Annotated in this window: 14 protein-coding genes, 6 tRNA genes and 2 pseudogenes; 9 read left to right on the top strand and 13 right to left on the bottom strand. The window is 69.8% G+C overall.

The annotated features are described in order from the left end of the window. From ACVNF4_RS24100 to ACVNF4_RS24075, 6 genes and pseudogenes are all read right to left on the bottom strand, one after another. Window positions 1-257 (bottom strand): annotated as a pseudogene (locus tag ACVNF4_RS24100) (hypothetical protein); the annotation flags it as partial. Window positions 258-261: 4 nt separating this feature from the next. Then, the gene (locus tag ACVNF4_RS24095) at window positions 262-1,119 is read right to left on the bottom strand and encodes a carbohydrate ABC transporter permease (RefSeq protein ID WP_461804960.1); all 858 of its coding nucleotides are present in this window, start codon (window positions 1,117-1,119) and stop codon (window positions 262-264) included. After that, window positions 1,116-2,117, bottom strand: a complete 1,002-nt coding sequence (locus ACVNF4_RS24090; protein ID WP_461804959.1) for a carbohydrate ABC transporter permease — start codon at window positions 2,115-2,117, stop codon at window positions 1,116-1,118. The genes ACVNF4_RS24095 and ACVNF4_RS24090 overlap by 4 nt, the downstream gene beginning before the upstream one ends. Further along, a complete protein-coding gene (locus ACVNF4_RS24085; protein ID WP_461804958.1) occupies window positions 2,117-3,406 on the bottom strand; it encodes an ABC transporter substrate-binding protein in 1,290 nt (429 codons plus the stop codon). The genes ACVNF4_RS24090 and ACVNF4_RS24085 overlap by 1 nt, the downstream gene beginning before the upstream one ends. A 317-nt stretch (window positions 3,407-3,723) precedes the next feature. Then, window positions 3,724-3,795 (bottom strand) — tRNA-Val (locus ACVNF4_RS24080). A gap of 108 nt (window positions 3,796-3,903) precedes the next feature. Continuing rightward, window positions 3,904-4,362, bottom strand: coding sequence for a TIGR02611 family protein (locus ACVNF4_RS24075; RefSeq protein WP_461804957.1), 459 nt, complete (start codon window positions 4,360-4,362; stop codon window positions 3,904-3,906). A gap of 189 nt (window positions 4,363-4,551) precedes the next feature. Here ACVNF4_RS24075 and ACVNF4_RS24070 point away from each other — a divergent pair, with 189 nt between their 5' ends. Both ACVNF4_RS24070 and ACVNF4_RS24065 read left to right on the top strand, forming a co-directional pair. After that, on the top strand, window positions 4,552-4,965 hold the full coding sequence (locus ACVNF4_RS24070) for an SsgA family sporulation/cell division regulator (RefSeq protein WP_004002642.1): 414 nt from the start codon (window positions 4,552-4,554) through the stop codon (window positions 4,963-4,965). Between the two features lie 252 nt (window positions 4,966-5,217). After that, entirely contained in the window at window positions 5,218-5,778 is a 561-nt protein-coding gene (locus ACVNF4_RS24065) for a CGNR zinc finger domain-containing protein (protein ID WP_461804956.1), read from the top strand. A gap of 55 nt (window positions 5,779-5,833) precedes the next feature. Here the strand turns inward: ACVNF4_RS24065 and ACVNF4_RS24060 are convergent, their stop codons facing one another. Next, window positions 5,834-6,031 carry a hypothetical protein gene (locus ACVNF4_RS24060; protein WP_461804961.1) on the bottom strand — a complete coding sequence of 66 codons (198 nt, stop codon included), beginning with the start codon at window positions 6,029-6,031 and terminating at the stop codon, window positions 5,834-5,836. A 133-nt stretch (window positions 6,032-6,164) separates the two neighbouring features. After that, a complete protein-coding gene (locus ACVNF4_RS24055) occupies window positions 6,165-6,632 on the bottom strand; it encodes a hypothetical protein (RefSeq protein WP_461804955.1) in 468 nt (155 codons plus the stop codon). 245 nt (window positions 6,633-6,877) lie between these two features. Between ACVNF4_RS24055 and ACVNF4_RS24050 the strand changes: the two genes are divergently transcribed. After that, complete coding sequence (locus tag ACVNF4_RS24050; RefSeq protein ID WP_461804954.1) at window positions 6,878-7,978, top strand: DUF4037 domain-containing protein; 1,101 nt, start codon at window positions 6,878-6,880, stop codon at window positions 7,976-7,978. An 8-nt stretch (window positions 7,979-7,986) separates the two neighbouring features. On the opposite strand, the gene ACVNF4_RS24045 is transcribed toward ACVNF4_RS24050, so the two are convergent. After that, on the bottom strand, window positions 7,987-8,430 hold the full coding sequence (locus ACVNF4_RS24045; RefSeq protein ID WP_461804953.1) for an NADAR family protein: 444 nt from the start codon (window positions 8,428-8,430) through the stop codon (window positions 7,987-7,989). Window positions 8,431-8,463: 33 nt separating this feature from the next. Between ACVNF4_RS24045 and ACVNF4_RS24040 the strand changes: the two genes are divergently transcribed. After that, the gene (locus tag ACVNF4_RS24040; RefSeq protein WP_461804952.1) at window positions 8,464-8,988 is read left to right on the top strand and encodes a DsbA family protein; all 525 of its coding nucleotides are present in this window, start codon (window positions 8,464-8,466) and stop codon (window positions 8,986-8,988) included. A gap of 8 nt (window positions 8,989-8,996) precedes the next feature. On the opposite strand, the gene ACVNF4_RS24035 is transcribed toward ACVNF4_RS24040, so the two are convergent. The 3 genes from ACVNF4_RS24035 to ACVNF4_RS24025 all read right to left on the bottom strand — a co-directional run bounded on the left by ACVNF4_RS24035 (window position 8,997) and on the right by ACVNF4_RS24025 (window position 11,814). Next, window positions 8,997-9,845 carry a GNAT family N-acetyltransferase gene (locus tag ACVNF4_RS24035; RefSeq protein ID WP_461804951.1) on the bottom strand — a complete coding sequence of 283 codons (849 nt, stop codon included), beginning with the start codon at window positions 9,843-9,845 and terminating at the stop codon, window positions 8,997-8,999. A 105-nt stretch (window positions 9,846-9,950) separates the two neighbouring features. Continuing rightward, window positions 9,951-10,772 carry an aminotransferase class IV gene (locus ACVNF4_RS24030; RefSeq protein ID WP_461804950.1) on the bottom strand — a complete coding sequence of 274 codons (822 nt, stop codon included), beginning with the start codon at window positions 10,770-10,772 and terminating at the stop codon, window positions 9,951-9,953. 22 nt (window positions 10,773-10,794) lie between these two features. Beyond that, window positions 10,795-11,814: a chorismate-binding protein gene (locus tag ACVNF4_RS24025; protein ID WP_461804949.1), complete on the bottom strand. Its 1,020-nt coding sequence runs from the start codon at window positions 11,812-11,814 to the stop codon at window positions 10,795-10,797. A 155-nt stretch (window positions 11,815-11,969) separates the two neighbouring features. Here ACVNF4_RS24025 and ACVNF4_RS24020 point away from each other — a divergent pair. The 5 genes from ACVNF4_RS24020 to ACVNF4_RS24000 all read left to right on the top strand — a co-directional run bounded on the left by ACVNF4_RS24020 (window position 11,970) and on the right by ACVNF4_RS24000 (window position 12,429). Beyond that, window positions 11,970-12,042: transfer RNA gene (locus ACVNF4_RS24020), tRNA-Gly, on the top strand. Window positions 12,043-12,085: 43 nt separating this feature from the next. Next, window positions 12,086-12,159 (top strand) — tRNA-Cys (locus ACVNF4_RS24015). A gap of 1 nt (window position 12,160) precedes the next feature. Continuing rightward, window positions 12,161-12,232, top strand: a tRNA-Val gene (locus ACVNF4_RS24010). A gap of 21 nt (window positions 12,233-12,253) precedes the next feature. Beyond that, a tRNA-Val gene (locus ACVNF4_RS24005) sits at window positions 12,254-12,325 on the top strand. 32 nt (window positions 12,326-12,357) lie between these two features. Then, window positions 12,358-12,429 (top strand) — tRNA-Val (locus ACVNF4_RS24000). Between the two features lie 54 nt (window positions 12,430-12,483). Here the strand turns inward: ACVNF4_RS24000 and ACVNF4_RS23995 are convergent. Then, a pseudogene (locus ACVNF4_RS23995) lies at window positions 12,484-12,590 on the bottom strand (zf-TFIIB domain-containing protein); the annotation flags it as partial.

Genomic DNA, 12,590 nt, shown 5'->3' with positions numbered 1-12,590 from the left:
CACCCGGCGAGCCCGACGGCCCACCCGCCGCGCAGCGCCGTCCGGAAGTCGGCGGTGAACTCCCGTAGCCCGCCGTCCACATGGGCGGTGCGGCGGCTGAGATGGCGGCTGCCGGCGGCGAGCGCCGCGGGGTAGGTGACGACGCCGAGGCAGGCGACGGCGATCCACACCCCGGCGAGCAGGCACTCGGCGAAGACGGCGAACCTCTCGGCGAGCACGGACTCCTTGCGTGCCTTCACGCGGGTCTCGGCGGCCATGGCGTCAGCCCTTGAGTCCGGAGGAGGCCATGCCGTCGATGAGGTAGCGCTGGAAGGCGAGGAAGAAGGCGAGGACGGGCAGCAGGGCGACGAGCGACATGGCGATCATGCCGCCGTAGTCGGCCACGCCCTCTTGGTCGACGAACATTTTCAGGCCCAGCGAGACGGTGTACTTGTCGGGTTCGTTGAGGTAGATCAGCGGGCCCATGAAGTCGTTCCACGCGTTGATGAACGTGAAGATCGCGCTGGTGATGAGGGCCGGGCGGCACAGCGGGAGCACGATCGACCAGTAGATCCGCAGGTGTCCGCAGCCGTCGAGGCGGGCGGCCTCGTCGAGTTCCTTGGGCAGGCCGCGCATGAACTGGACCATGAGGAAGACGAAGAACGCTTCCGTGGCGAGGTATTTCCCGAGCAGCAGCGGGGTGTACGTGTTGATCATGTCCATGTTGCGGAACAGCACGTACTGCGGGATGAGCAGGACGTGGTACGGCAGCAGGAGGGTGCCGATCATCAGCGTGAAGAGCAGGTTGCGGCCGGCGAACCTGATCCGCGCGAACGCGTACGCGGTGAGCGAGCAGGAGATGAGGATCCCGATCACCGAACCCACCGCGAGGGTCAGGGAGTTGACGAAGAACGTGGAGATCGGGATGTCCGCGATGCCGTCGCTGAGTCGCTGGTAGTTGCTGACGATGGGGTCGCTGGGGAAGAGGTCGAGGCTGCCGACGATGTCCTCGCTCTTCTTGAACGAGCCGCCGACGACCCAGATCACCGGGTAGAGGATGACGGCGAGGATCGCGAGGGAGCCGAGGTGCCAGGCGAGGGAGCCGGTGCGTTGACGGCCGGTGGGGGTGGCAGCGCTCATCGGGCACTCTCCTCGTAGTGCACCCACTTCTTCTGCGACCAGAAGAGGACCGCCGTCACCAGCGCGACCGCGAGGAGCAGCAGCCACGCCATCGCGGAGGCGAGGCCCATGCGGCTGTTCTCGAAGCCCTGGACGTACAGATAGCAGGTGTAGACCATCGATCCGTCGGCAGGTCCGCAGGCGTTGCCGCCCGCGCCGCCGCCGACGATGTACGCCGAGCTGAAGATCTGGAAGGAGTGGATGGTCTCCAGCAGGACGTTGAAGAAGAGGACGGGGGAGATCATGGGCAGGGTGATGTTCCAGAACCGGCGCAGCGGGCCGGCGCCGTCCATCTCGGCGGCCTCGTACAGTTCGCGCGGGACCTGCTTGAGGCCGGCGAGGAAGATGACCATCGGGGCGCCGAACTGCCAGACGGTCAGGGCGACGAGGCTGTAGATGATCAGCTCCGGGTCACCGGTCCAGCCGCCCGCGTCGATGCCGAAGAACTGCTGTGTCCGGTCGACGACGGCGTCGTCCGAGAAGATCGCCTTCCAGACGATCGCGATGGAGACGCTGGCGCCGATCAGGGACGGCGCGTAGAACGCGGCCCGGTAGAACGCCTGGCCGCGCCGCTTCTGGGCGAGCAGCAGGGCGACGCCGAGGGCGGCGAGGAGTTTGAGGGGGGTGCCGACGACGACGTACCAGAGGGTGACCTGGACGGAGTGGCGCCAGCGGGGGTCGCCGAACATCTCGGTGAAGTTGTCGAGGCCGATCCACTGGGGTGGGTCGAAGAGGTTGTAGTCGGTGAAGGCGAAGTAGAGCGAGGCGACCATGGGGCCTGCGGTGAGCAGCAGGAACCCGGCGATCCACGGCGACATGAAGAGGTAGCCGGCCAGGTTCTCGCGGCGCAGGCGGCGCTTGAGCTCGGGGGGTCTGGCCGAGCGGACCGGGCCGCCGGGCGGCCCGGAGTCCTTGGTCGGCCCCTCCAGCGCGGGGGCGTGTGTCACGGTGGTTCCCATCAGGTCGTCAGGGCCGTCTTCGACTCGGTGAAGAACTGCTTGACGGCGTCGTCGACGGACCGGGTGCCCAGGGCTAGTTCCTCGGCGATGCGCAGGAACGCCGATTCGCACAGGTCCGCGCCGCTGGGGTGCGGGGTGATGGGCTCCAGGACGCCGGAGGCGACGAGGGACTCCTCGTAGGCGGCGATCGCCTTGTTGACCTCGTCGGTCGGTTTGAACGCGTCGTACTGGGCCTGGGTGGCGGGGATGCCCCGGTCGTAGCCCATGATCCTGGCGACCTCGGGGTCGTGGACCATGAAGTCGATGAACTGGGCGACTTCCTTGGGGTGTTTGGTGCGCTTGGAGGCGCTCAGCATGAGGGAGCCGAGGTACTGGCCGGTCTTCTTGCCGTCCGTGGTGGGGATGCCGGCGAGGCGGTACTGGCTCTTGCCCTCGGAGGTGTAGCGGATGGTGAAGTTGTCCCAGGTGAACTCACCGGCGGCGAGTTCGGCGGCGACGGCGGACTTCGGCTTGACCTGGGCGACCTTCTTGGCGTCGGCGAACTCGCCCTGTTCCAGGCCCTGTTCGGCCTTGGTCCACCACTCCTTCAGGTCGGCCTCGGTGAAGCCGAGCCCTTCGGTGGTGAAGAACGCCTTGCCGTTCTGACGGAGGTACAGGTCGTAGAGGTACATGACGCCGTACATGCCGGAGTCGCCCGCGCGTCCGGTCTTCTGATGGATCTTCAGCATCGCGGCGTGGAAGTCGTCCCACGTCCAGCCCGGCTTGGGGGTGACGCCGGAGCGGGTGTAGACGGGCTGGTCGATGACGAGGGCCATCGAGTTGGAGCCGACGGGGACGCCGAGGAGCTTGCCGTCGACCTCGCCGAACTTGTCGAGTCCGGCGCGGAATCCGGTCATGGAGAGGTTTCCGGCCTTGACCTGGGGGCCGAGGTCGAGGAGAACGTTCTTCGCGTCGTATTTCCGGAGGAATCCGATGGCGTTCTGGAAGACGTCCGGCGGATTTCCGCCGGAGGCCTGGGTATTGAACTTCTTCCAGAAGTCGCCGTACGGCTGGAAGTCCGTTTTCACCTTGATCTTCGGGTACTTCTTCTCGAAGAGCGCGATGGTCTGGTTGATTCTCTTCGCGCGGTCGTCCGCTCCCCACCAGGCGTAACGGATCGTCACCGTTCCGTCGGAGGACGACCCGCTGCCCCCGCCGCACCCGGTCGTGGCCGCCAGCCCGAGCGTGGCAGCCGTCGCCCCGGCCGCCTTCAGGATCGTTCGCCTCTCAACATTCCCGGTGGTTCCCACAGTCGGGCCCTCCCCGCAGCATCGTCGCCGCTTGCATGAATCGTTTCAAGTAAGCGCTTGCTGGCACAAGGTACGAGGGGGGTGAGAGAGCGTCAATGATTCGGACAGAACTTTCTTGGACGCCGGATCGGGTGCGGCTCGGCACTTCAAGTCCCGTTCGCGGCAAAAGGGTTGACGTATCCGCAGGTGGACGCGGGTGGTTCGGGGGGCCGGACGCCGGGGGCGGCGCGTGCGCGCGGCGGAGCGGGGCCGAAATTCACCCACCCCGTACATGCCTCAGGGGCCGCTCCGGCTGACGGAACGGCCCCTGGATCGGGTGGGCGATACTGGGTTCGAACCAGTGACCTCTTCGGTGTGAACGAAGCGCTCTCCCACTGAGCTAATCGCCCGGGCACGGAGAGAACGTTACCGCATGTCAGAGGGTGACTTCGACCGGCGGGGAGACGGTCTGCCGGGGCGCTGGGGAAGGGCGCCCGGGTCACCTGCGGGGCTTCGGCTCACTGGTTCTTGATGTTCCAGGGCATCTCCAGCCCGTACTTCCAGAGATAGACGCCGGCCAGGACGCCGATGATCACCAGCGCGATCGACGTCAGGATGATGTTGCGCCGGCGCACCTTCGGGTCGAGGGCGCGCTGGGCGGCCTCGGTGACCTTGCGTTTCGTCCAGCGCAGGACCAGCTGGGCCCAGACGAACTCGGTGGCCCAGATCGCCATGCCGGCGAAGATCACGACCCAGCCGGGGCCGGGCAGCGGCAGCATGATGATGCCGAGCACCACGACCGCGAGGCCGATGACGAAGACACCGACCTGCCAGCTCAGGTGCAGTGTCCGGCTCTTCTTGATGAACGCCGGCGCCTTGGAGCCGAGGCCCTGGTCGCCGTCCGCGGCAGTACCGCTCGATTCCGTACTCTCTGTCACCACGGCCCCCTCGCCGGGCCCGTCACTCCCCGTATTCATACCTGAACCTTACCCGAGTGAATCCGATCACCGGAATGGTGGTACAGGACGAAGAGGGCCTCGGCCGGAAGAGTTACGTAAAGACGCACAAAACACTCAGAGGGGTTTACAACGGCACCGTAGGTGGCATGTCGATTTCGCCGACGTGCGAATCCCCGAGCGCACACTGAGCGAAAGGCCCTGGCGCTTATGAACACCACGGTCAGCTGCGAGCTGCACCTGCGCCTCGTTGTGTCGAGCGAGTCCTCCCTGCCTGTTCCCGCAGGTCTGCGGTACGACACGGCCGATCCCTACGCCGTGCACGCCACCTTCCACACCGGAGCCGAAGAGACCGTCGAGTGGGTGTTCGCCCGCGACCTCCTCGCGGAGGGCCTCCATCGGCCCACCGGCACCGGTGACGTCCGCGTATGGCCGTCGCGCAGCCACGGTCAGGGGGTCGTCTGTATCGCCCTCAGCTCCCCCGAGGGCGAGGCTCTCCTGGAGGCGCCGGCGCGGGCACTGGAATCCTTCCTGAAGCGCACCGACGCGGCCGTGCCCCCGGGCACGGAGCACCGGCACTTCGACCTCGATCAGGAGCTGTCGCACATCCTGGCGGAGAGCTAGGAGACGCGACACTCCCCTCCGCCCGACGCCGTCCACTCGGGGAGACGGCTCGGGCATGTACGACCGCGGGCCGCGCCTGGCCGCGACCGACGCCGCTCACCGGTTCTTCCGGGGGGCGGCTTCGGTGCTTTCGGGGCGCGGGCCCGGGACCGTGGATTCTCCGCCCTCGGGGGCCGTGGTTTCGCTTGCCGGGCGGCTACCATCGGCCACCATCGGCGGGCGTGGGGCCCGTCCTCAGGGCAGGAGCGAAATGTGCTGATCCCCCACGACACCAAGTGCGCGCTGGACACGGTGGTGGGTCTGGTCAACACCGCGCCGGAGGACGAGTCGACGCCGGACGGGCTGCCGGACGTGCCGACCCTTGAGGATTTCGTACGTTCCTACGACATCAGCGGGGTCGAGGCGCTGACCGAGGTCGACCTCGTGGCCATGCGGGAGCTGCGGGGGCGGTTCGGCGAGATCTTCGCGGCTCCTGACGCCCGGACGGCGGCCGAGCTGATCAACAGGCTCGTCGCCGGGGCGGGGACGACTCCCCAGCTGACCGATCACGACGGGTACGACTGGCACGTCCACTACTTCGCCCCCGGCGCCTCTCTCGTCGACCACCTCGCCGCCGACTGCGGTATGGCGCTCGCGTTCTTCGTCGTCGGGGGTGAGCAGGAGCGGTTGCGGCGCTGTGAGGCTCCCGACTGCCGACGGGCGTTCGTCGATCTGTCCCGCAACCGCTCCCGGCGGTACTGCGACAGCCGGACCTGCGGGAACCGGCTGCACGTGGCGGCGTACCGGGCGCGGCGAAAGGAAGCCACGGGGTGAGCCAGGGGTGAGTGGGCGCGGGCCCCGGCGGGTGGCGCCGGGGGCCGCGGGACGGTCACAGCAGCAGCAGGTCGTGCAGCGCTGCCATGAGGAGGAGCGACCCGATCACCGCGAGGAAGATCATGAGCGGTGGCTGGGATAGGGCGAAGAGGCATCCGCGCGGCTCGTCCTGAGGGGGCGCGGTCTCGCTCTGGGTGGTGTCCAGCATCTTGCGGGCGATGATGGCGCAGGTGAGGCACCTGTCGCGCTCCATACGCGCGGATTGAGCGGGAGTTCGCCGAAACCGTCGAGGTCGGTTTCAGGGCGTGATCATTTTCGCGCGGCGGGGGCGCTGATTGTGTCGTTTCAGGTGAGGCGGGTGAGGTGCGCGGGTTGGGTGGTTCGCCTCATATGCCGTGCTTCTTGAGGATCGCCTCGATGTCGCTGAAGTCCTCGGTGGAGGTGGCGGGTTCGGGGCGGCGGGCTGCCGTCGGGCGGGACTGGCGGGTGGAGGTGGGGGCCGTCTGGCCGAGGGTGGGGGTCGAGGCGGCGGGGGCCACGGCCTCGCGGGTGGAGCGGGTGGTCTCCCTGCGGTCCTTGCCGTCCTTCCGGGGGCCGCCCCTGCGGCGCTCCACCGCACGGGTCAGGGTGAACAGGCCCCAGGCGCCGCCGAGTACGGCGATGCCTGCCCAGGCCGTGGGGCTGAACGCCGTGTCCGCCGCCCACCCGACGACGCCCGTCATCACCAGGCCCAGGGGGACCAGGGCGTAGGCGGCTGTGCGGGCCGCCGACAGGAAGCGCTTGCGGTAGGCCGTCACCGCCGCGATGCCGAGGCCGGCCGCGGCGACTGCGGAACAGACGGTCTCGGCGATCATGCTGTCCTCCAGGGTCGCTGTGCTGTGCCGTGTGCGCACGGGCCGACGCGCCCCGTCCCTCCGGTCCGCTCGCCCCGTCCTCCTTCCATCGTGCACCTCCCGCCCTGTCCACGGCCATGCCTTGGGGCGGACATCAGGGACATCTCCGGGTCAGCCCTGAGGACGGCACCGGGGATCCGCCGGGGAGGGAAGCCGGAACGAAAAGGAGTCGACCGGACGCGTGCCGGTTCGGGAGTCTGGCCGGCATGACTGTGCCGTCCTTCGTTTTCGGGCTGGAGCTTTCCCGTCGATTCCATCTGGAGGCCGTCGGGCCGTTGTTGGACGAGGTGGCGCCCGGGGTCGTGTACTCCGCCGCCCGGATCGGCAGTGGTTCGGAGGTCCTGGGGTTCGACACCTCGCGTTCGGCGGACCACGAGTGGGGGCCTCGGCTTGAGGTCTTTCTGAAGCCCGGGGACGTCGCCCGGCACGGCGAGAGGATCCGGGGGTTCCTCGCCGAGCGGCTGCCGAAGACGTTCTGCGGCTACCCGACGCACTTCGCGGCGACCGATGAGCCGGGTATCGGGGTCATGCGGGCGACCGACGGCCCGGTGCGTCACCGCGTCGACATCCACGATCCCGGCGTCTGGCTCACCGAGCGGCTCGGTTTCGACCCCCGTGGAAAGGTCACCCTGGCGGACTGGCTCGCCGCTCCCGCCCAGCGCATCGCGGAGGTCACGGCCAGTGCCGTGTTCCACGACGGACTCGGCGTCCTCGGGCCGGCGCGGGCAGCCCTCGGCTGGTACCCGCACGATCTCTGGCTCCACCTGCTGGCCTGCCAGTGGCAGCGCGTCTCACAGGAGGAGGCCTTCGTCGGGCGGTGCGGTGAAGTGGGCGACGAGCTGGGCTCCGCCGTCGTCGCCGCCCGGCTGGTGCGGGAGCTGATGCGACTCTGCCTCCTGATGGACCGCCGGTACCCGCCGTACGGCAAATGGCTCGGCAGCGCCTTCGCCCGCACCCCCCAGGCGCCCGCCCTCACCCCGCACCTCACGGCGACGCTCGCCGCCACGGACTGGCAGGCCCGCGAGCAGCACCTGGCCCACGCCTACGAGACGGTCGCCGCCGCGCACAACCGGCTCGGCCTCACCGACCCGGTCGACCCCACGACCCGGCCGTACCACACCAGGCCGTTCCGGGTGCTGCGCGCCGAACGCTTCGCCGCCGCGCTAAGCGCCCGCGTCACCGACCCGGCTGTCCGCGCGCTGCCCGTCGTCGGCGCCGTCGACCAGTTCGTGGACAGCACCGACGTCCTCAGCCGTCCGCGACGGACACGTGCCGCCACCCAGGCGGTGGTCCACCCGCTGGACTGAAGGCCCTCTCACCCTTCAGCCCGCAACTGCCCCCGGGTCCGCACCAGGATCCGTCCCAGCATGTTCTTGCCGTTGCCGTTCCTGCCCCGGCCCCAGTAGTGATCGGTGGTGGTGTCCTCGACGATCTCCTCGTCGCCGGTGGAGAGGAGGACGGCGCGGATGTCGGGGTGGGTGCGGAACTTGGTGGTGACGGCGCGGCGCATGACGTCGTCCTTGACGCGGTCCCAGTCCCGGCGGAGGGGACGGGAGGGGTCGCGGCCGATTTCCGCGGCGCGCAAGGGGGTGCGGGCGCGGCGGACGGCGTCGGCGTGGGGGGTGCCCTTGAATTTCTGGGCCTGGAAGTAGTGCTCCGAGGTCGGCCACCAGGAGCCGTCGAGGTCGAAGCCGTGGGTGGAGAAGTTGGAGAAGCAGCCGTAGGGGACTTCACCGGCGCCGTAGAAGTAGATCGTCACAGGAACCTCTCGGGGAGCTGGGAGACTGAGGGTATGAGTGAATCCGCTGCTGTCGTCCCTGGTCCCGTCGTTCTTGATGTGTGGTGTGAGTTGCAGTGCCCCGACTGCCGGTCGGCGCTCGGGGATCTGCGGGTGGTGAAGGAGCGGTACGGGGATCGGGTGGAGGTGCGGCTGCGGCATTTCCCGCTGGAGAAGCACAAGCACGCGTTCGCGGCGGCGCAGGCCGCGGAGGAGGCGTTCGAGCAGGGGCGGGGCTGGGAGTACGTGGAGGCGGTGCTCGGGCGGGTCGAGGAGCTGGACCGGCGCGGGGAGAAGTTCCTCGTCGAGGTGGCGCGTGAACTCGGCCTGGACGCCGAGGAGTTCGACACGGCGTTGGTGGACGGCCGACACATCCTGATCGTCGACGCGGACCAGGCCGAGGGCAAGGCGATCGGCGTCACCGGCACCCCGACGTACGTCATCGGCGGCGAGCGGCTCGACGGCGGCAAGAGCCAGGAAGGGCTCCGGGAGCGCGTCGAGGAGATCGCCGACCGGCTGCTGGCGACGCCGGACGCCTGAGCCCCGGCTCACAGCAGGCTCTTGTACATCCCCTCGCCCGTCACCTCGAACCCCAGCGACGCGTACAGCTTCTCCGCGGGGGTGTTCCCGGCGAACACGTTGAGTCCGAGGAGCGTGCTGCCGGCGGCGATCGCCTGGGTCTCCGCGAGGTTCATGAGGGTGCGGCCGTGACCCCGGCCGCGGAACTCGGCGGCGACCTCCACGTCGTAGACGTAGGAGTGGCCGTCGGCGGAGTGCACCCAGAGGGTGCCGAGCTGGTGGCCGGCCTGTTCGAGGACGCTGAGCTCGGTGCTCGGGCCGGGGGGCCAGGCGGCGACGAGTTCGGCCGTCTCGCGGGCGGCGCGGGCGTCGGCCTCGGCGCGGGTGATGCCGCGTTCGACGCAGTCGTCGGCGAAGTTCCGGAAGCTGCGCTCCACGGACGGGCGGTACTCGGCCTCGGTGACGGGGCGGACGGTGACGTCGGGCGGGAGGGCCGGGGCGGTCGTGCCGAGGGGTTTCTCCATGCCCCGGTTGCGGGGGACGTAGCCGAGGGCCGTGGCGAGGCGGATGCCGGGGGCGGTGTCGGGTGCCGTGCCGCGTTCGACGGGGACGTAGACCTCGATCATCCGGCAGCCCCAGCCCCGCGCCACCTCCTCGGCGGCGAGCGCGGCGACCGTGGCACGGCCCCGGCGGCGGTCGGCCTCGTCGATGCGGAGTTCCTCGATCCGGGCGATCGTCGGGCCGAAGCCGGGGTGCGTGCCGAGGTGCAGCGAGCCGACGGGACGGCTGTTCACGCACACCTGATACCGGCGCGAGAGCCGCCCGACAGTCCCGGACTCCCGCTGGAGCGGCTCGGTCGGCCGCAAGGTCGTGGTCATGCCGGGATTTCTACCCGCTGGGGGCCCGGCGGTCAGCCGAATAAAGAGGGGGGCCAGGCCGGCGAAGTCCTCACCCCCGGCCCGCCGGCACCCCGAGGCCGCCCATCACGGATCCAGATCGTCCCCCGCCCGCTCCGCGAACACCCGCATCGCCTTCGCCGTCACCGGCCCCGGCACCCCGCCCAGTTCGCGCCCGTCGACCCGGTGCACGGCCTGGACGTCGCGGAGTGTGGACGTCAGGAAGATCTCGTCGGCGCGGTTCAGGACGTCCAGCGGCAGGTCCGTCTCCCGTGCCCCCGTCCACTCGGCCGCCAGTTCACGGGTGATCCCCGCCAGGCAGCCGGAGGCGAGCGGCGGGGTGTGGATCTCGCCGTCGAGGACGACGAAGACGTTGGAGCCGGTGCCTTCGCAGAGGGCGCCGACCGTGTTGGCGAACAGCGCTTCCGTGGCGCCCTGTTCGTGCGCGCGGGCGAGGGCGACGACGTTCTCGGCGTAGGAGGTGGTCTTGAGGCCGGTGAGGGCGCCGCGTTCGTTGCGGGTCCAGGGGACCGTGACGACGGCGGTGGTGTCGGGGCGGCGGGTGGTCTCACCGAGGGCGACGACGAGGGTCGTGCCGTGGGCGCCCCGGTCGGAGCCGAGGGGGCCCTGTCCGCCGGTGCAGGTGATGCGCAGGCGGCCCAGCGGCATGGGGTTGGCCGCGAGGACGGCGGCGCAGGCGGCGCGGATCTCGTCGTGGTCGGGGTCGGGCAGGCCGAGGCCCCGGGCGGAGCGGGTGAGGCGGTCGAGGTGCCGGGTGAGGGCGAAGGGGTGCCCGTCGGTCGTCTTCAGCGTCTCGAAGATGCCGTCACCCACGGTCAGTCCGTGGTCGAGGACGGAGACGCGCGCGTCGTCGATGTCCTTCAGTCCGCCGTCGAGCCAAAGCTTCACTGGTGCCCACCTCGGGGGATCGTCAGCCGTCGTACTCCCCCGACGCTACCGCGAGCAGCCGGGACGCCTTCAGTTCGGTCTCCCGCCACTCCCCCTCGGGGTCGGAACCCCAGGTGATCCCGGCGCCGGTGCCGAACTTGAGGAGGTCCCCCTCGATCCAGAACGTCCGGATGCCGACGGCGAGTTCACCGGTTCCCCGGTCCGCGTCGACCCAGCCGACGCCGCCGCAGTAGGGGCCGCGCGGCGCGGTCTCCAGGGCGTCGATGATGCGCAGGGCGCTGGACTTGGGGGCGCCGGTGACGGAGCCGGGCGGGAAGGCGGCGGCGAGCAGTTCGGGCCAGCCGGCGCCGGGGCGCAGCTCGCCCGCGACCGTGGAGACGAGGTGGACGAGACCGGGGTGCTTCTCGACCGCGCACAGGTCGGGGACGGTGACGCTGCCGGTCGTACAGACCTGGCCGACATCGTTGCGGACGAGGTCCACGATCATGACGTTCTCGGCGTAGTCCTTCTCCAGGAGGTCCGCCTCCGTGCGGCCGGTGCCCTTGATGGGGCCGGAGAGGACGGCTCGGCCGTCGCGGCGCAGGAAGAGCTCCGGGGAGGCGGTGGCGATCTGGACGCCGTGTTCCGGGAGGCGGACCGTGCCGGCGTACGGCGCCGGGTTGCCGCGCGCGAGGAGGGCGGTGAGGGCGTCGACGTCGGCGCCTTCCGCGAGGGGCGCGGACAGGACGCGGCAGAGGTTCGCCTGGTAGACGTCCCCGGCGGCTATGTGCTCGCGGATCCGCCGGACGCCCGCCGTGTACGCGGCGCGGTCGAGGGACGACGTCCAGTCGCCCTCGGCGGGGCCGTGCCAGGCGCCCGGGACGGGGGCGGGGACCGGGGCGCTGCGTACGTCGGCGAAGCGGGCGCAGGTCAGGCGGCCCTCGAAGTCGGCGGCGACGGCCCAGAAGCCGGTGGAGTCCAGGGCGGCGGGGTCGTCCGTGACGTCCAGGAGGCCGGTGGCGACGCGGGTGCCGAAGCGGGCGAGGGGAGGGAGGTGGGGCACGCGTCGAGTCTAGGTCGGGTGTCCGTGAGGGGGCCTGAGCTGGTCGGTTCGGCTACGCAGGGCAGCACGCTGCGCAAACGCGTTTTTGTCCTGGCCCGGGAATCCGCTAGAGTTCAACACGTCGCCGGGACGCGCAAGCGGGCCGGGAAAGACAAGCGGACGTAGCTCAGTTGGTAGAGCGCAACCTTGCCAAGGTTGAGGTCGCGAGTTCGAGCCTCGTCGTCCGCTCGCATGGAAAGACAGGGGATCTTCCCGAACCCCTGACACTCCTGGTGGAGTGGCCGAGAGGCGAGGCAACGGCCTGCAAAGCCGTCTACACGGGTTCAAATCCCGTCTCCACCTCCAAGGACGATTAGCTCAGCGGGAGAGCGCTTCCCTGACACGGAAGAGGTCACTGGTTCAATCCCAGTATCGTCCACTGAAGCCGCAAGGCTTCCCCGCGCGATTAGCTCAGCGGGAGAGCGCTTCCCTGACACGGAAGAGGTCACTGGTTCAATCCCAGTATCGCGCACTGGCCATGATCTTCGGATCGTGGTTTCTCCCGGACGATTAGCTCAGCGGGAGAGCGCTTCCCTGACACGGAAGAGGTCACTGGTTCAATCCCAGTATCGTCCACACTCCACCGAGGCCCCTGGTTTTCACCAGGGGCCTCGCGGTGTCTCAGCCGGGTCAGCTGGAGAACAGCATGTGGCCGAAGCTCTTGTGGCGGTGGTGCCCGCCGTGGTGGCCGCCGTGGTGCTGCGGGGCGCCCCAGGCCGGGCCCGGCGGGGGAACCG

The sequence above is a fragment of the Streptomyces sp. S6 genome, assembly GCF_054880855.1.
The sequence above is the reverse complement of the archived record's forward strand: the minus strand, read 5'-3'. Positions and strand labels throughout refer to the sequence as shown.